Annotated in this window: 22 protein-coding genes; 10 read left to right on the top strand and 12 right to left on the bottom strand. The window is 60.8% G+C overall.

Translation table 11 applies throughout. The annotated features are described in order from the left end of the window. Nucleotides 1-12 precede the first annotated feature (12 nt). Both lysS and ACQZ6F_RS12165 read left to right on the top strand, forming a co-directional pair. Nucleotides 13-1,509, top strand: a complete 1,497-nt coding sequence (lysS, locus tag ACQZ6F_RS12160; RefSeq protein ID WP_449091671.1) for a lysine--tRNA ligase — start codon at nucleotides 13-15, stop codon at nucleotides 1,507-1,509. Nucleotides 1,510-1,545: 36 nt separating this feature from the next. Then, nucleotides 1,546-1,830, top strand: coding sequence for a hypothetical protein (locus tag ACQZ6F_RS12165; RefSeq protein ID WP_449091670.1), 285 nt, complete (start codon nucleotides 1,546-1,548; stop codon nucleotides 1,828-1,830). A 41-nt stretch (nucleotides 1,831-1,871) separates the two neighbouring features. On the opposite strand, the gene ACQZ6F_RS12170 is transcribed toward ACQZ6F_RS12165, so the two are convergent. After that, complete coding sequence (locus ACQZ6F_RS12170) at nucleotides 1,872-2,708, bottom strand: hypothetical protein (protein WP_077472550.1); 837 nt, start codon at nucleotides 2,706-2,708, stop codon at nucleotides 1,872-1,874. Nucleotides 2,709-2,903: 195 nt separating this feature from the next. On the opposite strand from ACQZ6F_RS12170, the gene ACQZ6F_RS12175 reads away from it, so the two are divergent. The 8 genes from ACQZ6F_RS12175 (at nucleotide 2,904) to ACQZ6F_RS12210 (ending at nucleotide 10,753) form a co-directional block, all read left to right on the top strand. Continuing rightward, on the top strand, nucleotides 2,904-3,812 hold the full coding sequence (locus ACQZ6F_RS12175; RefSeq protein ID WP_068399869.1) for a LysR substrate-binding domain-containing protein: 909 nt from the start codon (nucleotides 2,904-2,906) through the stop codon (nucleotides 3,810-3,812). Nucleotides 3,813-3,856: 44 nt separating this feature from the next. Beyond that, nucleotides 3,857-4,471, top strand: a complete 615-nt coding sequence (locus ACQZ6F_RS12180) for a 3'-5' exonuclease (protein ID WP_449091669.1) — start codon at nucleotides 3,857-3,859, stop codon at nucleotides 4,469-4,471. 201 nt (nucleotides 4,472-4,672) lie between these two features. Then, nucleotides 4,673-5,833: an ABC transporter substrate-binding protein gene (locus ACQZ6F_RS12185; protein ID WP_068399864.1), complete on the top strand. Its 1,161-nt coding sequence runs from the start codon at nucleotides 4,673-4,675 to the stop codon at nucleotides 5,831-5,833. Nucleotides 5,834-6,021: 188 nt separating this feature from the next. Then, nucleotides 6,022-7,008: an ABC transporter ATP-binding protein gene (locus ACQZ6F_RS12190; protein WP_449091668.1), complete on the top strand. Its 987-nt coding sequence runs from the start codon at nucleotides 6,022-6,024 to the stop codon at nucleotides 7,006-7,008. After that, complete coding sequence (locus ACQZ6F_RS12195) at nucleotides 7,005-7,979, top strand: ABC transporter permease (RefSeq protein ID WP_449091667.1); 975 nt, start codon at nucleotides 7,005-7,007, stop codon at nucleotides 7,977-7,979. Before ACQZ6F_RS12190 ends, ACQZ6F_RS12195 begins: the two co-directional genes overlap by 4 nt. After that, the gene (locus ACQZ6F_RS12200; protein WP_068399856.1) at nucleotides 7,969-8,784 is read left to right on the top strand and encodes an ABC transporter permease; all 816 of its coding nucleotides are present in this window, start codon (nucleotides 7,969-7,971) and stop codon (nucleotides 8,782-8,784) included. The genes ACQZ6F_RS12195 and ACQZ6F_RS12200 overlap by 11 nt, the downstream gene beginning before the upstream one ends. A 13-nt stretch (nucleotides 8,785-8,797) precedes the next feature. Beyond that, the gene (locus ACQZ6F_RS12205; protein ID WP_449091666.1) at nucleotides 8,798-10,225 is read left to right on the top strand and encodes a gamma-aminobutyraldehyde dehydrogenase; all 1,428 of its coding nucleotides are present in this window, start codon (nucleotides 8,798-8,800) and stop codon (nucleotides 10,223-10,225) included. A gap of 354 nt (nucleotides 10,226-10,579) precedes the next feature. Then, nucleotides 10,580-10,753 (top strand): DUF1328 domain-containing protein, encoded by a 174-nt coding sequence (locus tag ACQZ6F_RS12210; protein ID WP_077472543.1) that lies wholly within the window; start codon nucleotides 10,580-10,582, stop codon nucleotides 10,751-10,753. Between the two features lie 32 nt (nucleotides 10,754-10,785). On the opposite strand, the gene ACQZ6F_RS12215 is transcribed toward ACQZ6F_RS12210, so the two are convergent. From ACQZ6F_RS12215 to ACQZ6F_RS12265, 11 genes are all read right to left on the bottom strand, one after another. Continuing rightward, complete coding sequence (locus ACQZ6F_RS12215) at nucleotides 10,786-11,460, bottom strand: DUF1345 domain-containing protein (RefSeq protein ID WP_077472542.1); 675 nt, start codon at nucleotides 11,458-11,460, stop codon at nucleotides 10,786-10,788. Nucleotides 11,461-11,567: 107 nt separating this feature from the next. After that, complete coding sequence (locus ACQZ6F_RS12220) at nucleotides 11,568-12,299, bottom strand: SDR family oxidoreductase (RefSeq protein WP_449091665.1); 732 nt, start codon at nucleotides 12,297-12,299, stop codon at nucleotides 11,568-11,570. A 107-nt stretch (nucleotides 12,300-12,406) separates the two neighbouring features. Beyond that, nucleotides 12,407-13,540, bottom strand: coding sequence for an extracellular solute-binding protein (locus tag ACQZ6F_RS12225; protein WP_449091664.1), 1,134 nt, complete (start codon nucleotides 13,538-13,540; stop codon nucleotides 12,407-12,409). Beyond that, nucleotides 13,537-13,998 carry a MaoC/PaaZ C-terminal domain-containing protein gene (locus tag ACQZ6F_RS12230; RefSeq protein WP_449091663.1) on the bottom strand — a complete coding sequence of 154 codons (462 nt, stop codon included), beginning with the start codon at nucleotides 13,996-13,998 and terminating at the stop codon, nucleotides 13,537-13,539. The genes ACQZ6F_RS12225 and ACQZ6F_RS12230 overlap by 4 nt, the downstream gene beginning before the upstream one ends. A gap of 3 nt (nucleotides 13,999-14,001) precedes the next feature. Continuing rightward, complete coding sequence (locus tag ACQZ6F_RS12235; protein ID WP_449091662.1) at nucleotides 14,002-15,075, bottom strand: Gfo/Idh/MocA family protein; 1,074 nt, start codon at nucleotides 15,073-15,075, stop codon at nucleotides 14,002-14,004. Between the two features lie 171 nt (nucleotides 15,076-15,246). After that, nucleotides 15,247-15,576, bottom strand: a complete 330-nt coding sequence (locus tag ACQZ6F_RS12240) for an L-rhamnose mutarotase (protein ID WP_077472537.1) — start codon at nucleotides 15,574-15,576, stop codon at nucleotides 15,247-15,249. Nucleotides 15,577-15,589: 13 nt separating this feature from the next. Further along, a complete protein-coding gene (locus ACQZ6F_RS12245; RefSeq protein ID WP_449091661.1) occupies nucleotides 15,590-16,702 on the bottom strand; it encodes a mandelate racemase/muconate lactonizing enzyme family protein in 1,113 nt (370 codons plus the stop codon). A 10-nt stretch (nucleotides 16,703-16,712) separates the two neighbouring features. After that, nucleotides 16,713-17,810: an ABC transporter ATP-binding protein gene (locus ACQZ6F_RS12250; RefSeq protein WP_449091660.1), complete on the bottom strand. Its 1,098-nt coding sequence runs from the start codon at nucleotides 17,808-17,810 to the stop codon at nucleotides 16,713-16,715. A gap of 5 nt (nucleotides 17,811-17,815) precedes the next feature. Then, a complete protein-coding gene (locus ACQZ6F_RS12255; RefSeq protein ID WP_449091659.1) occupies nucleotides 17,816-18,682 on the bottom strand; it encodes a carbohydrate ABC transporter permease in 867 nt (288 codons plus the stop codon). A gap of 2 nt (nucleotides 18,683-18,684) precedes the next feature. Then, nucleotides 18,685-19,578, bottom strand: a complete 894-nt coding sequence (locus tag ACQZ6F_RS12260) for a carbohydrate ABC transporter permease (RefSeq protein WP_034483202.1) — start codon at nucleotides 19,576-19,578, stop codon at nucleotides 18,685-18,687. Nucleotides 19,579-19,754: 176 nt separating this feature from the next. Continuing rightward, nucleotides 19,755-21,038 carry a type 2 periplasmic-binding domain-containing protein gene (locus ACQZ6F_RS12265; protein ID WP_405048770.1) on the bottom strand — a complete coding sequence of 428 codons (1,284 nt, stop codon included), beginning with the start codon at nucleotides 21,036-21,038 and terminating at the stop codon, nucleotides 19,755-19,757. Nucleotides 21,039-21,062 lie beyond the last annotated feature (24 nt).

Below are 21,062 nucleotides of genomic sequence, written 5' to 3' on the forward strand. Positions count from 1 at the left end.
GGACGTAAAACCATGAACGACAAGACCGAAACATCAGCCCTTTCCTCCGACGCGACGGAAGTTCGTGCGCAGAAGCTGAAGCTGCTGCGTGAGCAGATCGGCGACGTCTATCCGGCGCATTTCCACCGGACGCTCACCAATGCCGAGCTGGCTGCGAAATACGAAGGCCTGGAGCCGGATACGGAAACGACAGACGTCGTCACCGTTGCCGGCCGCGTCTATTCCTCGCGCAACTCCGGCATGTTCATGGACATCCATGACGCCTCGGCCAAGATCCAGATCTTCAGCCACAAGGACGTGACCTCGGAAGAAGCGCGCTCCCTGCTGCCGATGATCGACATCGGTGACATCATCGGCGTCACCGGCGTCGTGCGCCGCACCAAGCGCGGCGAGCTGACGATCAATGCGCAGCAGATCACCATGCTGACCAAGTCGCTCTTGCCGATGCCTGAGAAGTGGCACGGCCTGTCCGATATCGAGCTGCGCTACCGCAAGCGCCATCTCGACATCATGACCAACGAGGAATCGAAGCTCCGCTTCCAGCAGCGCAGCCGGATCGTTTCCGGCATCCGCCGCTTCATGGAAAATGACGGCTTCATGGAAGTCGAAACGCCGATGCTGCATTCGGTCTATGGCGGCGCCACCGCTGAGCCGTTCAAGACACACCACAACACGCTGAAGCTCGACATGTACCTGCGCATCGCGCCGGAACTGTTCCTGAAGCGCACGCTGGTCTCCGGCCTCACCGACAAGGTCTTCGAGATCAATCGCAACTTCCGCAACGAAGGCGTCTCCACCCGGCACAATCCAGAATTCACCATGATGGAATGTTACTGGGCCTACGCCGACTACGAGGACATCATGGACCTCGTCGAGCGGCTGTTCTCGACGCTGGCCATGTCGATCCACGGCAGCACCGAATTTGCCTTCGGCGACAAGCAGATCTCCTTCAAGGGCCCGTTCCGCCGGGTGCCGATGCCTGATGCCGTCAAGGAAGCGACCGGTATCGACTTCCTGGCGATCAAGACCGACGAGGAAGCGCGCGCCGCCTCCAAGGCCGCTGGCTTTGCCGTCGAAAAGGACGCGACCTGGGGCGAATGCCTGGCCTTCATCTTCGAAGAAAAGGTTGAGGGCACGCTGATCCAGCCGGCCCACGTCACGCATTTCCCGAAGGACATATCGCCCTTCGCCAAGGAAGTGCCGGGCGAGCCGCGCCTTGTCGAACGCTTCGAGACCTATTGCAACGCCTGGGAACTCGGCAACGCCTTCTCGGAACTCAACGATCCGGAAGAGCAGCGCGCCCGCATGGTCGAGCAGCTCGAGCAGGCGCATGCACGCGGCGAAAAGCAGAAGGAACTGGACGAGGAGTTCCTCGATGCCATCGACCAGGGCATGCCGCCCGCTGGTGGTCTCGGCATCGGTGTCGACCGCCTCATCATGCTTCTGACCAACTCGCCGTCGATCCGCGACATCATCCTCTTCCCGGCCCGTCGCGCCAAGGCGGACTGAGACCGTTTCGTCCTCCGAACCTCAAAGGTGCGAACTATGACCGAGAAAGAGACAACGGCCGCCGATGCCGACAGCGAGCAGCAGCGGCTGGCCGATCTTGTGGAGATCGGCGATGTCGATCTATCACAATATGCGCCGGGAACCTTCGGCTGCCACGAGGCGATGCACACGGCGTCGATCATGCTCGACATGACCGACGACCAGTTGCTGCAGCACCCGGCCATCTTGGCGAATCCCGATTTCTACCGTCTTGCCGGCGAAGTTCACGAAGCACTCTTCGCGCTTTACCAGGCGATCGGCGAGAAACATCTGGTGGATTGAGGCCATTGCCTTTGCGCCCGGTGGCGCAAGGCAAACTCCGATCAGTTGGTGACCGGCGAACGCCGGTCGGCAGCCCCTGTCATGGTCGGGTCGAGGCCTGGTGATGGGCTCTTATCCTTGGCGTCCGCTCCGATAAATTCGCCATTCTCGTCATATCCGGGCCGCACGTTGCCCGTCGATTTCGGCTCCGGCAGAGCAGACTTGGCATTGTGATCCTCTGCCTGCTTGGCAGCCGCCTTCTGTTCTGCGGCCATCGCCGCCTTCAGCTTGTCTTTCTTGGCATCGCCGCCGGCACCATTGTCGGCGGCCAGGGCATTGTCGCAATCGCTGAAATCCTTCAAGCCGGCAAGAGCCGTATCGATATCCTCCGGCTGCATGGTGATCTGCTCGCCGTAGAAGAGACCTGCCGTGCTGGCGTTGCCATCATAATAACGTGCCGTCAGCGGAGCCTCTGCGCTGCCGTCGGCAAGCTTGTCGGGGTGCGGCACATAGACGACATCGGCGCCCAACGCCCGGCCGCGTATATCGGAACGCAAGATCGGGCCGTTCTTGTCGAGGACTACAACCTGAACGAGATCTGGCTTCTGTTCCTGATAGACAGCCTTGGCCACGCGCAGCGCCGTCCTCACGCGTGTCAGGCCATCGGTCGGATCGGTGCGGATATATTTGCGCACCCAGAAGCGGTTTTCCTTGCGAATGGTAACGAGATTGATGTCCGTGCACTGCAATCCGTTGGAGGAAGCGGACGCAAATCCGAGCAGTCTGTCCTTGCCGATAGAAAGCGCCAAAACGCCGGAGCAGCCTATGAGTAAAGCCACTCCGCCGATGATGACGACAAACTTCCGGGGCAACCGGAAAATGTGCAGTAAGGCGCTCACGCCAACTGCTCCAGCATAGACCACTCCAAGGTGATAAAGATGATCAACCCTCACGTTAGGGAATTGGCGTTTCTGAATACTTAAAGCCAAGGTGAAACTTATATCTCACGTGGTATCTTTACCAAAAAAGGTCCAAAATTTCACAGCTATGACGAGCGCTTGCTTTCGGTGGCGGGGCCATGCTCTAACCTTTTCATGGCCTTCACCTTGAGACAGTTGCAGTACTTCGTTGCCGTGGCGGAACAGGGTTCGGTGACCCGCGCGGCGCAGAACCTTTCGATTTCTCAATCCTCCGTTACCGAGGCGCTGAAGGAGCTGGAGGGCGACCTCGGCGTCGAGCTCTTCGACCGGCATCCGCGCGGGCTATCGATCACGCATAACGGCCATCAATTCCTGCGCCATGCGACGAAGATTCTGGCGACGGTTTCCGACGCGCGCACCAGCTTTTCCGGCCAGCGGAACGCGACCGGCGGCACACTGAACATCGGCGTGACATCGCTCGTCGCCGGCTATGTCCTGTCCGATCTTCTGGCGCGCTATCGCCGCGCCTGCCCCGGCGTCGAAGTCAGCGCCATCGAGGACAATGGCAGCTATCTGGAACATCTTCTGGTTGGTGGCGAGCTCGACGTCGCCGTCATGGTCATCTCCAACCTGCGGGACCGCATGGCTCTGCAGGCCGAAATCCTCGAGACGTCGCCCTATCGGCTCTGGCTGCCCATGGGCCATCCCCTCGTCTCGGCCGACATCATCAGCGTCGCCGATATCACCCGCGAACCGCTGATCATGCTGACCATCGACGAAATCGAGGAGAATACCGGCAAGCTGCTGACGGCGCTCGGCGCACGACCCCATGTGGCCTTCCGCACGCGCTCCGTCGAGGCCGTGCGCAGCCTCGTGGCAACAGGCGCTGGCGTGGCGCTGCTGCCAGATCTCGTCTATCGCCCCTGGTCGCTGGAAGGCGACCGCATCGAAAGCCGCGACGTTTCCGGCTCGCTGCCGGTCGTGCAGGTGGGCATGGTCTGGCGCAAGGGATCGAGCCTGCCGCAGGCGGCCCGCGATTTCGTCGGCGTCGCCGAAAGCATGCGCTCGGGGCGGCAGCGATAGCAGGAGGCTATTTCATAGGCATCAAGAGGATTGGAGGATAGATTATGAAGACCATCATCATATTCGACTGCGAATTTCTTTGCCTTGAAGGCTCGCAACGCCGATTCTGGTGTGCGGCCCATGACCCTGATCCGGTGATCGCCGAGATCGGAGCGGTGAAGCTGGGCCTGGAAGGCGATTTTCCCATTCTAGCGACCTATAAGGCCTATATCCGCCCCATCGATCGGTTCGGCAACCAATATGCGCTCGACCCGTTCTTCACCGCGCTGACCGGTATCACCGAAGAGGTTATCAGCGCCGAAGGGATGTCCTTGCAGGAGGCGCTTGCCGGCCTTGACAGCTTCTCGGACGGCGCGGGTTTCTGGTCCTGGGGCAAGGACGAGCTGAACATGATGGCGATCAGCTGCTATGTTGCCGGAATTCAGCCCTTGATCCCCGCGCATCGCTTCGACAATGCGGTCAAGCTGCTGCTTGCAGCGGGAATGCCGGTCGAAGATCTGGCGAGGACACCGAGCAACAAGCTTGCCGACTACTATGGTGTGGATCACCCTCCCCTGCAGGGACACGACGCGCTCGACGATGCGCTTTCTGTCTCCTACACCCTGCAACATCTTATGAAGGCTGGGGAATTGCAGCCGGAAGTCTTCGGCAACTCCTAGTTCCGCCTGCCTCCAGGTCAACGCCCTCGAGTCGTTACCGCTCCCGCAAGATGATCGTGCCTTCTGGAATCGGAATTTCCGATATCGCCTTTCTGATAAATGAATTTGCGAATGCGGCGAAATCGGGTCACCTTTTCTTCCGGGAACAAAAAGCCAGCCACTGGCTCCACAATATCAAGGCTCAAAAACCGGGAGAGTTCGATGAAGCATCTGCTGAATTCATGCACGGCCGCACTCGCATGCCTAAGTTTTGCCACGCAGGTCATCGCCGCCGAGCCGCTGAAGACGCTCGGCAAGGGCGAAGGCGCCGTCAGCATCGTCGCATGGGCCGGCTATATCGAGCGCGGTGAAAGCGACAAGAATTACGACTGGGTCACCGGCTTCGAAAAGGAAACCGGCTGCAAGGTCAGCGTCAAGACCGCGGCGACATCGGACGAAATGGTCGCGCTGATGAACGAGGGCGGCTTCGACCTCGTGACGGCTTCTGGCGATGCATCGCTGCGTCTCGTCGCCGGCAAGCGCGTCCAGCCGATCAACACCGACCTGATCCCAAGCTGGAAGAACCTCGACGACCGCCTGAAGAATGCGCCCTGGCACACGGTCAACGGCGTCCACTACGGCGTTCCCTATCTCTGGGGACCGAACGTACTGATGTACAATACCGATGCCTTCAAGGGTGAAGCGCCGAAGAGCTGGAACGTCGTCTTCGAAGAGATGACCCTGCCCGACGGCAAGTCCAACAAGGGCCGCGTCCAGGCCTATGACGGTCCGATCTATATTGCCGATGCCGCCCTTTACCTCATGGCGCACAAGCCGGAACTCGGTATCAAGGACCCCTACGAACTCAACGAAGACCAGTACAAGGCCGCTCTTGAGCTGCTGCGCGGCCAGCGCAAGATCGTCAGCCGCTATTGGCATGATGCGATGATCCAGACCGACGACTTCAAGAACGAAGGCGTCGTTGCTTCGGGCTCATGGCCGTTCCAGGTGAACCTGCTGCAATCAGACAAGCAGAAGATCGCCTCGACCTTCCCGGATGAGGGAACGACCGGCTGGGCCGATACCACCATGCTGCATGCCGACAGCGAACATCCGAACTGCGCCTATATGTGGATGGAACATTCCCTCCAGGCCAAGGTTCAGGGCGACGCCGCCGCCTGGTTCGGCGCCGTGCCTTCGGTTCCTGCAGCCTGCAAGGGCAACGAACTCTTGACCGATAGCGGTTGCGCCACCAACGGCTACGACCATTTCGACAAGATCAAATTCTGGAAGACGCCTGTCGCCAAGTGCACGAGCCAGAGCGAGTGCGTGCCCTATCACCGCTGGGTATCGGACTATATCGGCGTGATTGGCGGTAGATAAACCTTCCCTTCTTCTCCCCGACGGGGAGAAGATGCCCGACAGGGCAGATTAGGGGGTATGACGAGCGAAGCGACGAATGTCCTGAGCCGTGAGCTCAGGACAACATAGGCCGCCCCCTCATCCGACCCTTCGGGCCACCTTCTCCCCGTGGGGGGAGAAGGCAAGACAACTTTTCCCTGGAGCACCCCATGACCGCCGTTCGTTTCCAGCAGGTGTCGCGCCATTTCGGCCAGGTCCGCGCTGTGGATCGTGTCGATCTGGAAATCGCGCCCGGCGAATTCTTCGCCATGCTCGGCCCTTCCGGTTCCGGCAAGACCACCTGCCTCAGGCTGATTGCCGGCTTCGAGCAGCCCACGGGCGGCCATATCGAAATCTTCGGCGAGACGGCCGAAGGCGTGCCGCCCTACAGGCGCAACGTCAACACCGTCTTCCAGGACTATGCGCTCTTTCCGCATCTCAACATTCTCGACAATGTCGCTTACGGGTTGATGGTCAAGGGTGTCGGCAAGGCCGAACGCGTACGTGCAGCCGAGCAGGCGCTGGAACTGGTGAAGCTGCCAGGCTATGGCAGCCGCCGCCCCGGCCAGCTCTCCGGCGGCCAGCGCCAGCGCGTGGCGCTGGCCCGAGCCCTGGTCAACAAGCCGAAAGTCCTGCTCCTCGACGAACCGCTTGGCGCTCTCGACCTGAAGCTGCGTGAGCAGATGCAGGAGGAGCTGAAGAGCCTGCAGCGCGCACTCGGCATCACCTTCGTCTTCGTCACCCATGATCAGGGCGAAGCGCTTTCGATGGCCGACCGCGTCGCCGTCTTCAATGATGGCCGCATCGTGCAGCAGGGCACGCCGCATGAGATCTATCAGCGGCCCAAAACCCGCTTCGTTGCCGATTTCGTCGGCTCCTCCAATGTCATTGCGCCTGAAACCATGTCGTCGCTCGGCGGTGAGCGGCGCTGGGCAAGCCTGCGCCCCGAAGCCATACGGTTGACTGAGGAGAGCGGCGTGGCAGCAACCGTGAAGGCGGCGAGCTTTCTCGGTGCTGCTACCCGCCTCTCGGTGGAAGCGAATGGCGCGCGCCTGCATGTCACTGTACCGGCGGGCCAGTCGGCGCCCGATACCGGCGCCGCCGTTCGCCTCGCATGGCTGCCGGCGGATGTGCACTATATGGATGACGCCGCATGAACGCCGCCGCCTTCCCCGCTTCGTCGAGCCAGGCGCCGGCCTCGATCCTGCCGAGCCGCGGCGGCTTCTTCGGCCGTCTCTCGGATCTCTTCTGGCGCCGTCCGAAACTGCTGCTCTTCTTGATGCTGACGCCGCCGCTGCTCTGGCTCGGCATCATCTATATCGGCTCGCTGATTGCGCTGCTGCTGCAAAGCTTCTTCTCGATCGACGACTTCTCGGGGATGGTGAACTACCAGTTCACGCTCTCGACCTACGCGCAACTGCTGAATTCGGCCAATTTCGACATCATCGTCCGCACGGTGATCATGGCTGCCCTCGTCACGGTAGCTTCCGCCTTCGTCGCCTTTCCCATCGCCTATTACGCAGCGCGTTATGCGCAGGGCAAATGGAAGGCGCTGTTCTATCTTGGCGTCATGCTGCCGCTCTGGTCCAGCTATCTGGTCAAGGTCTATGCCTGGAAGCTGATCCTCGCCAAGGAAGGCATCCTCACCTGGATTTTCGAAGGACTGCATCTCGGCTGGCTGCTTGATGGCATACTTGCTCTGCCCATCATCGGCGGCAACTCGCTCTCGGTGAGCTATATCGGCACCTTCCTCGTCTTCGTCTATGTCTGGCTGCCCTATATGATCCTGCCGACGCAGGCCGCTCTCGAGCGCGTGCCGGCCAATCTGCTGGAAGCCTCGTCCGATCTCGGCGCAACGCCGAACCAGACCTTCCGCACCGTGCTGCTGCCGCTGGCATTGCCCGGTATCGTCGCCGGCTCGATCTTCACCTTCTCCCTGACATTGGGCGATTACATCATCCCGCAGATCATCGGCTCCTCACGCCTCTTCATCGGCCAGGCCGTCTATGCACAGCAGGGCACCGCCGGCAACGTACCGCTTGCCGCCGCCTTCTCGGTGGTGCCCATCGTCATCATGGCCATCTATCTCTGGATCGCCAAGAAACAGGGAGCTTTCGATGCGCTCTGATCGCGGCCAACGCGCCTCTTTCCCCTTGAAGATCGCCGCCGCCGGTGGCCTGCTCTTCCTGCATCTGCCGATCCTGCTGATCTTCGTCTATGCCTTCACCACGGAGGAAAAGAGCTATCAGTGGCCGCCACCGGGCTTCACCCTGCAATGGTTCGGCATTGCCTGGAACCGACCGGATGTCTGGTCGTCACTGGCGCTATCGGTGCAGGTGGCGACAATCGCGACCGCAATCGCCCTCTTGCTCGGCACACTCTGCGCCGCCGCCGTCAGCCAGACGAAATTCTTCGGCCGCGAGGCGATCTCGCTGCTGGTCATCCTGCCGATCGCGCTCCCGGGCATTATCACCGGTATCGCATTGCGCTCGGCCTTCAGCCTGTTCGATATTCCCTTCTCAGTCTGGACGATCGTTCTCGGCCATGCAACCTTCTGCGTCGTCGTGGTCTATAACAATGCCGTCGCCCGTTTCCGTCGCACCTCCGGCTCGCTCATCGAAGCGTCGATGGATCTCGGTGCAGACGGCTTCCAGACCTTCCGGCATATCATCCTGCCGAACATCGGTACGGCGCTGCTTGCCGGCGGCATGCTTGCCTTCGCGCTGTCCTTCGATGAAGTCATCGTCACCACCTTCACCGGCGGCCAGCAGATGACTCTGCCGATCTGGATGCTCGAGGAGCTCATCCGCCCGCGCCAGCGACCCGTGACTAATGTCGTCGCCATGGTCGTCGTGCTCGTCACCTTCCTGCCGATCCTGGCAGCCTACTATCTTACCCGCGACGGCGACCAGATCGCCGGCGGCGGCAAATGAAAGGGAGAGAATAATGGATACCCAGATGCTGATCGGCTCCCGCTTCGAGGCCGGCACCGAAACGGAAGAGCAAGTGCTAAACCCGAAGACCGGGGAGAAAGTGCTCAATCTGCCTGAGGCGTCACTTGGCCAGATCGATGCCGCCGTCGACGCCGCGGAAAAAGCCTTCACGAGCTGGTCGCAGACGACGCCAAGCCAGCGCTCGGCCTATCTCCTCAAGATCGCCGACGCCATCGAGCGGGATGCCGAGGGTTTTGCAGCACTTGAGGCGCTCAACTGCGGCAAGCCGATCAATGCCGTCCTCAATGACGAAATCCCGGCCATCGTCGATTGCTACCGCTTCTTTGCCGGTGCGGTGCGCAACCTGCATGGCCCGGTCGCCGGCGAATATCTCCCCGGCCACACCTCGATGATCCGCCGCGACCCGATCGGCATCGTCGGCTCGATCGCGCCGTGGAACTATCCGCTGATGATGATGGCCTGGAAGCTGGCGCCGGCGATTGCCGGCGGCAACACCGTGGTCTTCAAGCCCTCCGAACAGACACCACTGACGGCGTTGAAAATGGCGAAACTGCTGGCCGATATCCTGCCCGAAGGCGTCGTCAACGTCATCCTCGGCCGCGGCGAGAGCGTCGGCAATGCGCTGATCAACCACCCGAAGATCGGCATGGTCTCCATCACAGGCGATGTCGCCACCGGCAAGAAGGTGTTGCAAGCCGCCGCCAAGACGGTGAAGCGCACGCATCTCGAACTTGGCGGCAAGGCGCCCGTCATCATCTTCGACGATGCTGATATCGACGCCGTCGTCGCCGGTATCAGGACCTTCGGCTATTACAATGCCGGCCAGGATTGCACCGCCGCCTGCCGCATCTATGCCGACGCGAAGGTCTACGACAACTTCGTCGCCGACCTGACCTCCGCCGTATCGAGCATCAAGTTCAACCTCACAGACGATACCGAAAACGAGATCGGCCCGCTGATCTCCAAGCGCCAGCGCGACCGTGTCGAAAGCTTCGTTGCACGCGCCTCCGAACACAAACACATGGAAATCACCACCGGCGGCAAAACATCAGGCGACCGCGGCTTCTTCTACGCCCCGACCATCGTCGCTGGCGCGACGCAGGATGACGAAATCGTGCGCCGCGAGGTCTTCGGCCCCGTCGTCTCGGTGACACGCTTCACCAACCCCGACGATGCCGTCACCTGGGCCAATGACAGCGACTACGGCCTCGCCTCCTCGGTGTGGACCAAGGACATCAGCCGCGGCATGCAAACCGCCGCCCGGCTGCAATATGGCTGCACCTGGATCAATACCCACTTCATGCTGGTCAACGAGATGCCGCATGGCGGCCTGAAACAATCCGGCTACGGCAAGGATATGTCAGTCTACGCTATCGAAGACTATACGGCCGTGCGGCATGTGATGATCAATCATGGGTGAGATGCAGCTGTCGATGACAGTCGGCTTTCTCGAGTTCGTGATGAGAATACCCCCTCTGTCACTGTCGTGACATCTCCCCCACAAGGGGGGAGATCGTTGGGCGTTTGACGCCAGCCGAGCGAAGACGTTGAGCCTCAGCTTCAGCAGATACGGTGCTGGTTTAGATACAAAAGGCTACCGCGAGTTACCAATCTCCCCCCTTGTGGGGGAGATGTCCCGAAAGGGACAGAGGGGGGTGCCGCACTCTCCGTAAACTCCCGCGAAAGACACCAACACCCCATTAGTCGAAACGGCTTCGGAACAATTTCCCATCTCCCGCGTCTTTAAGAAGTACAACGCAGAGGAGACTGCTAAATGCTGAAATGGGCTCTTATTTTCTTTGTAGTTTCGCTGATCAGCGGCTTTTTCGGCTTTTCAGGCGTATCGGCGGCAACCGCAACCATAGCGCGCGTTCTCTTCGCCATCTTCCTGATCGTCTTCCTGGTGTTCCTGGTTCTGGCCGTCATGGCCGGCAACGCCGTCGTCTGACGATATAAGCCGCTATTGTTGAAGGGGCGGGCCTAGATCAGGCTCGCCCCGACATTTATGGCCAGCGCCAGGATCGTCGTATTGAACAGGAATGACAGGATGGCGTGCAAAAGCACCAGCTTACGCATGCCGACGGTGGAAACGCCGATATCGGCGGTTTGCGCGGCAACGCCGATCGTGAAGGAAAAATAGAGAAAGTCCCAGTAGATCGGCTCTTCCACCGGCTCGGCGAATTTAAGCCCCTGCCCCTTGCCGGGATTGGCGTAGAAGCGGTGCGCATAGTGGATCGTGAACAGCATGTGCAGGAACGCCCATGAGATCAGGATCGTCACGATCGCCATCATCACGCGGAAAAATGCCACCTCCGGCGAGGCATCCTTCACACCGATCAGATCAAGGACAATGCCGCCGATACTGGCAACTGCCGCCCCGATCGACAGGATCAGCAGCAGCACATCGGAGAAATCGAGGTCGGCTGAGCGCTTGCGGATGCGTTGCACATCGGCCGTCAGCATCCGATAGAGGCTGTAGAGGATATAGACTATAGCCGTCGTATCCCAGGCGATGAGCAGGTTGCCTGTGTTGAGATCCCTTGATGTCAGCAGCAGAAAAACCGCGATGCCGACAAGCACGGCAATCAGGATCACCTGATGCTTGCGCAACAGCACGAGCCCTCTGGAACGATGCAAAAGTCCGTTGGTGCCCATGCGTCGTTCTCCCGATCGAAAATCGTCTTGCAGAACCGATTCGCCGATAGAGTGACAAATAAAGGGAGGCCCCGCAATACAGGGCCTCCGAGCCATGGAACCGAGGTTCAGCCGGTCCAGCCACCGTCGACGACATGAATCTGGCCGGTCGTGAAGCCAGCCTCGTCGCCCGCCAGATAGGTCACCAGCGCGGCGATCTCTTCGGCCGTCGCGATGCGGCCCATCGGCTGGCGGGCGATGAAGTCCTTCATCGCCTTATCGTAGTCGCCGGTTGCCTTCAGCCGCTCATGAAGCGACGGGCTGTCAACCGTGCCGGGGCAAATGGCGTTGGCGCGAATGCCCTTGGCGACGAAGTCGGCGGCGATCGCCTTGGTAAGCCCGATGACCGCAGCCTTGGAAGCACCATAGGCGAAGCGATTGGGCACGCCTTTCACGCTGGAAGCGACGGAGGACATGTTGACGATCGAGCCCTTGCCCTTCTCCAGCATGCCCGGCAGGAAGGCGCGGCAGGTCGTGTACATCGCCTTGGCATTGAGGTTGAACGAGAAGTCCCAGTCCTTTTCCTCGCAGTCCAGGATCGTGCCGGAATGCACGAAGCCGGCGCAATTGAAGAGCACGTCGATGGGGCCGAGTTCCTCGGCGTAAGCCTTGACCGCCGCACCGTCGAGCACGTTCAGCACATGCTTGGTAGCGCCGTCCAGCGTCGAGAGCGTCTGCTCGTTGATGTCGGTGGCGTGGACATGCGCGCCGAGCGAGATGAAGCGCTCCGCCGAAGCCCGGCCGATGCCCTGCCCGGCCGCCGTGATGACGACCTTTTTGCCTTCCAACCCGTGACCCATAGTTCTGATCCTTTCCTCGGGGACTATGATCCCATCCATTTCGGCCGGCCGCATAGCCGACATAGGATAAGATCATGCAATAACAAACAGATGGCGCAGCCTTTGCCTTACCCTTCGAACGATTGCGCGAAGCGCCGGTTGAGCTTTTCGATAAGGACTGTATGCCGCTCGCCGCTTCGCAGTCCATCGCTAATCACCTCGGATGCGTCGCTTTGGAATGCCATGTAGCCGTCATGTCGCGGCCTCACATAGGCGCCTTCCAGCGTCGCGCGCGTATTGCGATAGAAATCGAGCGCCGGGCCATTGACCCCATCGCTAACCCAGGCATCGGCATGACCCGGCTGACCGTTGCTGCCGGCATAAATACCTGCCTGTACCGGCCCGCCGGCGATCCAGCGCGCAAAGGCCTTTGCCTCCTCCGGCGCCTGCGTTCGGGCGGATACGGCAATGCCCGTGCCGCCAAGCGCCGAGCCATTCGGCTGGCGACCGTCGATGACGGGCATATCCGCAAAGGCGATCCGGGCTGGTCGGAAGCCCGCAAAGGAATAGTTGACGTAACCATAGATGAAGGGCGAGGCCACGTATGGGCTATCGGGCTGGCTCATCAGGTCGAGCACGGCGATCGGGTCCATTTCGTAGCAGCTGATATCCATCGCGGCGACGATCCGCGCCATCCAGTCGAGCACCGCCCCACCATCAGCTTTCGCAATGAAATCCGGACCTTCGATGCTGCAGGGCGTGCCGAGATGAGCAGCAAGCGTGATGAAGGTCATCAGCGAATGTGGCGGCCGCATCGGCAGGATCGCCCCGCCCTCTTTGGCGAGCGTCACGAACTCTGTGAGATCCTTGACCGGCCCGCTCAACCCGTCGGGACGGTAGGCCTGCACCTGCGTCGCCGCATCGATCGGAAAGGCCCATTGCCGGCCCTGCCAGTTGTAGCTCGGATAGGAGCGGCCGACCGTGCCGGCTGCGATTGCGGCGATCTCATCGGCATGCGAGGCATCATCGAGTGGCAGCAGGCAGTTTTCGCGCGTAATCTGGCCGACATGCGGGTGATCGATGACAATCAGGTCGTATTGGGCGGCAAGCTCCTCCACCGGGAAAGTCTCGAAATCCTGCAGCGAGCGCTTCTCCCAGCTGATCTCGGCACCGGTCTTTTCTTGCCACACTTTCGAGCAGGCGATCATCGGATCGTAGCCACGCGGATGCGACCAGGTCATTCCCTTCAGCCTCACCATCATGCCGTCTCCGCAGCCGGCTTGCGCTCGACGACAAGAATGTGATCGGCAGCAAGCACGACTTCATCGCGCTGGTTCAGCACCTCGCAACGCTCGACCACACGGCCGGCCCCCGGCCGCTTCGGATCATCTTCTTTCGCCGAAATGGTGACACGCGTGCGGATCGTATCGCCGATATGCACCGGCCGGACGAAGCGGAGCCGGTCATAGCCGTAGGAAAAGGCGACGGGATTGATCAGCGAAGCCGTGAGGCCGACGCCGATCGCAAAGATCATCGTGCCATGTGCGATGCGCTGACCGCCGGGCAAGGTCTTAGCAAATTCCGCATCCATATGGTGCGGAAAGAAATCGCCGGTATGGCCGGCATGGACAACGAAATCTGTCTCGGTAATCGTCCGTCCGGTGGTCACCCTGACATGGCCGAGTTCATAGTCTTCGAAATAGATGGTTTGTTCAGACATTCCTCAAGCCTTCGGAATTTCGGCAATCGGCGTCGCCGGAGCGGCACTCGACTGATAGGCGGCTTCGACCAGCGCCATGGTCTGCCAGGCATCTTCGACCGAGCCGACCAGCACCTTGTCCTCGCCCGAGGCAAAGCGCTGCAGGTTGGCCATGCGATTGACGAAAGCATCCGGGAACCAGGCGCCCTCGAGCTTCACCTCGACCCAATCGCTGCCACCCTCGGGGCGGATCCACAGCTCGTCCGGCTCGCCCCGCGGATAGTCGAGATTGACGCCGAGCTTCACATAGGCCGCGCCCTTGGTGCCGGCGATGCGGAATTCGCAGGCCTGGAACTTGCGGCCGAAATCATGGTCGTGATTGACCGAGAGGACGCAGCGGACCCTGTCGCCATAGTCGAGGATCGCTGCTGTCCGCGTCTGGGCGACTTCGTGATTGGGATGACCGATGGTCTTCGCATGCACGCCAAGCGGATTGCCGAGCAGCCCTCGAACAAAATCCAGATAGTGAATCGAGTGCATGGCGATCTCGATCCGCGGCAACCCCTTCAGAAAAGGCCAGAGCCCCCATGGCGTCGCCAGCGCCAGCCAGGCATCGAAATCGACGACCTCGCCGAGATAGCCTTTCTCCACAGCATCATAGAGCGCCAACATCATCGGCGCGAAACGCAGCTGGAAATTCACCGCCGCCTTGATGTCACGCTCGCGGCAGACCCGCAGGATGTTGGTGGCACCCGTGAGATCGCTGCCCATTGGCTTCTGGATCAACGCGAAGGAGCCGCGCGGCAGCTTCGCCAGGATTGGCGCATGCGCCGCCGGCGGTGTCGCCAGATCGAAGATCGCGCCGTCAACGGCCAATGCCTCGGCCTCTGTAGCGAAGGCTCGAATGCCCCATTGCGTGGCTAGCGCCGCCGCTTTCTCAGCATTCGGGTCGTAAAGACCCGCGACCGGGAAGCCAGCTTGCTTGTAGGCCGGAAGATGCGCGTCACCGACGATGCTGCCGGCACCGAAGATCACGATCGGACGGGGATTCGAGGGCTTAGGCCACCATTGGCGGAGGGATTTGGGATCGAAGGTCATCTTACCCTCCCCTTGAGGGGAAGGGGCGGACCAACGGTCCGGGGTGGGGTGATCCCGCCCGCAAGAAAAGCAGTATTATTTGCCGGGAGCATCACCCCCACCCGCGCGTCCCGCGCGACCTCCCCCCTCAAGGGGGAGGTGACTGCTCCACTGTCCGCCCTATTCCAATCTCTAGTCATGATGAAACACCTCCTCCATCATGGCCCACCACTCACCTTCCTTGCGAGTATCAAGCGGCTTTTGGCAGGGGATGCAAACCGACCACCATTCCTGGTTCTTCGGGCTCGCGGCCATCTTGCGCATATCGGCCTCGAAATCGGTGCCGACATATTCCCAGTAACCGAAGAGCAGGTTTTCCGGCTCCTTCAGGAAGATAGAATAGTTGGTGATGTTGCAGTCCGAGATCAGCGCCAGGATCTCCGGCCAGACGGCCGCGTGAAGCGCCTTGTATTCCGCGATCTTGGCCGGCTCCAGGCCGATCACCATACCCATCCGTTGCATGGCCAGTTCCTCCTCAGCCGTGGATTTCCCGGGTGAATTCGCTGATTGAGCGCGCCTTCACGGCCTCCCAATCCCACTCGATACCGATGCCGGGCTCGGAGGGCGCAAGTGCCATACCGTCGACGATCTCCATGCCCTTGGTCGTGAGATCGTCGAGCTGCGGAATATATTCGACATATTTGCCGTTCGGCACGGCGCAGGCGAGGCTGACATGCAGCTCCATCAGGAAGTGCGGGCAGACGGGAATATCGAAGGCTTCGGCCGCATGCGCCACCTTCAGCCAGGGCGTGATGCCGCCGATGCGGGCAACATCGACCTGGACAATCGAGCAGGCGCCCTTCTGCATGTATTCACGGAAATGCCGGATCGAATACATGGATTCCCCGACCGCAATCGGCGTCGGCGTCGACCGTGTCAGCCGGATATGGCCATCGAGATCGTCGGCCGGTAGCGGCTCCTCGATCCAGGCGAGGTCCAGTTCCTTGAGGCGTGCCGCCCTGCGGATCGCCTCATCGACGGTAAAGCCCTGATTGCAATCTGTCATGATCTCGAAGCCGGAGCCGAGCGCCAGCCGCATCGCGGCCAACCGGTCGTAATCCTCGGAGCCATGTGGCTTGCCGATCTTCACCTTCGAGCCGGAAAAGCCCTTGGCCTTTGCCTGCAGGGCGTCCTCGACCAAGGCTTCCTTCTCGATATGCAGCCAGCCACCCTCGGTCGTGTAGAGCGGGCAACGGTCCTTGGCGCCGCCGGCCAGCTTCCAAAGTGGCAGGCCTTGCTTCTTGGCCCGCAGGTCCCACAATGCCGTATCCACAGCGGCGAGCGCCAGAGCGGTGATAGGCCCGATGGTCGTCGCATGGGTAGCAAACTCAAGCTTGTGCCAGATCGCCTCGATGCGATCGGCATCCTCGCCGATCAGAAGCGGCACCAGATGATCTGACAGCAGCCGCATGACAGACGAGCCGCCGGTGCCGATCGTATAGCTGTAGCCCGTGCCGACCGCGCCGTCGCTGTCGGTGATGGTGACGATCGGCGTTTCCTGGCTGACGAAACTCTGGATCGCATCCGTCCGCTTCACCTTCGGCGGCAGGTCGACCATGCGCAGTTCTATTTTCTCGATGCGTGCCATGGGGTATTCCTTAGATTGCCAGGCTCTTGCCGGTCTCGACGGAAAAGAGATGCGCCTGACTAAGGTCGAAGCTCATTTTCAGCCGTTCCCCGCTCTTCAGAGAGCGCGGATTGAGCATGCGCGACACCCATTCGCGGCCGGCGAATTCGACGAAGACGAGCGTTTCGTTGCCGAGCGGCTCGGTGATGGCGACAGGTAGAGTCAGCTCGTAGACGGCGGATTCCGCGCCCGAGTGCAGACCGTGGCCGGTCGGGAAGATATCGTCGGGCCGGAGACCGAAAGCGACCTTCTCGCCATCCTTGACCTTGCCGGCAAACTGGCTCGGCAGCGGCAGCCGGTCACCGTTCTTGAACACCAGCTCGCCCGCCTTCAGCGTCGCCTCTTCGATATTCATCGGCGGCGAGCCGATAAAGCCGGCGACGAAACGCGTGGCCGGCCGCTTGAACACTTCGTCCGGCGTGCCAACCTGCTCGATATAGCCGTCGCGCATGATGACGATGCGGTCGGCCAGCGTCATGGCCTCGACCTGGTCGTGCGTGACGTAGACCACCGTCGACTGCACCTTGGCATGCAGCTTCTTGATCTCGGTGCGCATCTGCGTGCGCAGCTTGGCGTCGAGGTTCGACAATGGCTCGTCGAACAGGAAGACCTCTGGCTGGCGCACGATGGCGCGGCCCATGGCGACGCGCTGGCGCTGGCCGCCGGAAAGCTGTGCCGGGCGGCGGTCCATCAGGGCTTCAAGGCTCAGAATGGTGGCCGCTTCGTTGACGCGTCGATCGATCTCGCTCTGTGGCTGCTTGGCGATCTTCAGCGAGAAACCCATGTTCTCGCGCACCGTCATATGCGGATAGAGCGCATAGGACTGGAACACCATCGAGATGTTGCGGTCGCGTGGCGGTAGGTCGTTGACGACGGTGTTGCCGATCTCGATCGTGCCACCTGAGACTTCCTCGAGGCCGGCGATCATGCGTAGCGTCGTCGACTTGCCGCAGCCGGAAGGGCCGACGAGCGCGATGAACTCCTTGTCGGCGATGTCGAGATCGATGCCGTGGACGATTTCCAGCGCGCCGTAGCGCTTGACGAGTTTTTTGAGAGAAACCTGAGCCATGAGGATCAACCTTTGACCGCACCGAATGTCAGACCCGACACCAGATGCTTCTGAATGATGAAAGTGAGAGCGAGCGCCGGAATGATCATCACGACCGCGAGCGCGCACATGCCGCGCCAGTCGATGGTGAACTCGGACGTATAGTCGAGCAGGCCCACAGGCAGCGTCTTCGAATCGACCGAGCGCGTCAGCTGCGAGGCCAGTGCATATTCGTTCCAGCAGGTAAGGAAGGCGAAAATGCCGGCCGACGCGATGCCGGGGCCGGCAAGCGGAAATTCCACCTGCCAGAATGCCTGCCAGCGCGTGCAGCCGTCGATCTGCGCGGCTTCGGCGAGATCCTTCGGCACCTGCCGGAAGAAGCCGTCGATCAGCCAGATGGTGAAGGGCACATTCAGCGCGACATAGGTGAGGATGAGGCCGAAATGCGTGTCGATGATGCCGAGCCGCGCATAGACCATGAAGAGCGGCAGCGACAGGGCGACGCCGGGCACGGAGCGCGTCAGCATAAGCCCGAGGAACACCGTCGACTTGCCTCTGAAACGGAAGCGGGCGAAAGCATAGCCGCCGGACATGCCGATGATGAGTGCGATGGCAGTCGAGGTGATCGAAATGATCAGCGAATTGCGGAAGTAATCCCAGACGGGAATGCCGCCCTGCCCCACGCCGCTGAACATCGAGCGATAGGCTTCCAGCGAAAGCTCCTGCGGGATCCAGACCGGGGGCTTCGCCATGATCTCCACGGTCGGGCGCAGCGAGCTGATGATGATCCACAGGCCCGGCAGGCAGATGATGAGCATCGCGATGAAGAGGCCGATGAGATAGGCGACTTTGCGCAGGCGGCGCTGCAGGCGTTGTTGAGCGTTGCGATCCATGATTACCACTCCGCTCCGATCTGGGTGCGGGCAAGCGCCAGCTTACGGAAGAAATAGACTGTGAAGGCGATCGAAAGAATGATCGAGACATAGGCCATGGCGTTGGCTAGCCCCATCTGCGCATCGGCATAGGCGGTACGCCCGACCAGCGTCCAGATCAGCTCCGTGCGCCGCGCCGGACCGCCATCGGTCATGATCTTGACGATGTCATAGGCGCGGGCGACGTCGAGCGAGCGGATCGTCATTGCGATGAAGGCAAAGGGCATCAGGAACGGCCAGGTGACGTAGCGGAAGGTCTGCCAGCCCGTACAGCCGTCGACCTTGGCGGCCTCGACCGGCTCTTGCGGCATGGCGAAGAGGCCGGCCAGAATGAGGATGGCGAAGACTGAAGTCGACGACCAGACTTCCGCGACGATGATCGAAAACAGCGCCAGATTGCCGTCGATCAGCCACGGTATGGCATCGTTGGTGATACCAAGCGACTGCAGCGCATTGTTGATGATGCCGACATTGTCGTTGAACATGAATTTGAACTGGAAGCCGACGAGCACAGGCGAAAACATCATCGGGAACATCATCAGCGTGCGCAGGATGCGCTTGCCATGCGTCGCCTTGTTGACCAGGAGAGCCAATCCGAGGCCGAGCAGCATTTCCAGATTGAGCGCAATCGTCAGCAGCACGACGGTGCGCACGAAAGCGGCCAGAAACACCGGGTCCGTCAGGATGCGGATGTAGTTGCGCAGGCCGATGAAAGTGAAGAGCGTCGCCGGCCGCGTCAGACGAAACGGCGTGAAGCTGGAATAGAAGGACAAGAGCAGCGGAAACAACACCACGGCCGCAAGGACGATGATCGCCGGCAGAAGAAGCAGGACCGGTGGGGATATCTTTTTGAACATGGTTTGCACCTGTCGGCATTCCTCGGCAGCGTGGCCCGGACTGCGTGGAATGGATTGCTTGGGACGAGAAACCGGCAGCGCCGGCCAGTGCCTTGCAGCAGCGGTCGAAAGCCATTCTCGGAGTCAGATTGTGGAAGTCCCGCGCATTTCGGGGCGCGGGACTTCGATTGCATCGCTTAGAGCGCGCCGGCGTCCTTCAGGACATCGGTCGCCTTCTGGGCGGCAGCGTCGAGCGCCTGCTTGGAGGTCTTGTCGCCGAGGATGGCGGCCTGGAGCTCAGGATAGACGACGTTAGAAATCTCGATCCATTGCGGCGTGCGCGGGACCGGGAAGGCGTACTTCATCGATTCCTGGAAGGTGCTCAGCACTTCCTTCTTGTAAGGGTCGGAAGCAGCCTGCTGGATGTCCCACTCCCAGACAGCCTTGCGGGTCGGCAGTGTGCCGTTGGCAGCTTCGAGCTTCTGCGAGTCGTCGTTGGTCAGGAACCAGACGAGCGAAGCGGCAGCATCCTTGTGGGCGCAAGCCTCGGTCACCGAGAAGCCATGATGGCCGGACCAGCCGGTGTGCTTGCCGGACGAGCCGACAGGCTGCACGACGACGCCGACATTGCCCGCGACCTTGGAAGACTTCGGATCGTTGAAATAGGTCGCCCAGCCCGGCCAGTCGAGATCAAGCGCGATCGAACCGGACGCAAAGCCCGCACCGAGATCGTCCCACAGATAGTTGGTCGTGCCGGCGGGAACTGCCTTGGCCTTGTACATGTTGACGAACCAGTCGAGCGCACGCACGCCGGCTTCGGAATTGAAGGCGGGCTTGCCGTCCTTGTCGAGATAGTCACCGCCTTCGGCGACCAGCATTTCAAAGAAGCGACCGTTGATCGCCTCTTCCTTGCCGGGGAACTGCGTGCCGAAGAAATTCGGCGGGTTGGAGAAGAAGATCGCCTGATCGGACACTTCCTTCCAGGTCTTCGGCGGCGCCAGATCATAGCCATACTTCGCCTTGAACGCCGTCTTCTTGGCGTCGTCGTTGTAAAGGCTCTTCTGATAGTAGAGCGCCGACACGTCGAACTGGGCGCGCGGCAGCATGATCAGGCGGCCATCGATGGTCGAGGCCTGAATGGTGGAATCGACGAACTGGCCGATTTCTTCCTTCGGCAGAAGCTTTGAAAGATCCGTGTAGAGGTCAGGATACTGAGGCGCGAAGGACGAATGGTTCGAGCCAACGCACCAGGAGATGCTGCCCGACGCCATGTCGGACTTGATTTCCTTGTCGAGCTCGAAATGGTTCTTCTTGGACAGAATGTTGACCTTGGCGCCCGTTTCCTTCTCCCACTCGGAAATGCGCGCATAAAGCGGCTCATATTGCTGGCCGCCGATGAGCTTGGCGTCGATCGTCACGCCCGGAAACTTGCCCGGCAGATCGGCAGCGAAGACCGAGGTGCTCGCAAGCAATGCCATCATGCCGGCGGCAAGACCGGCCTTCAA

The organism is Rhizobium sp. A22-96, from assembly GCF_053521805.1.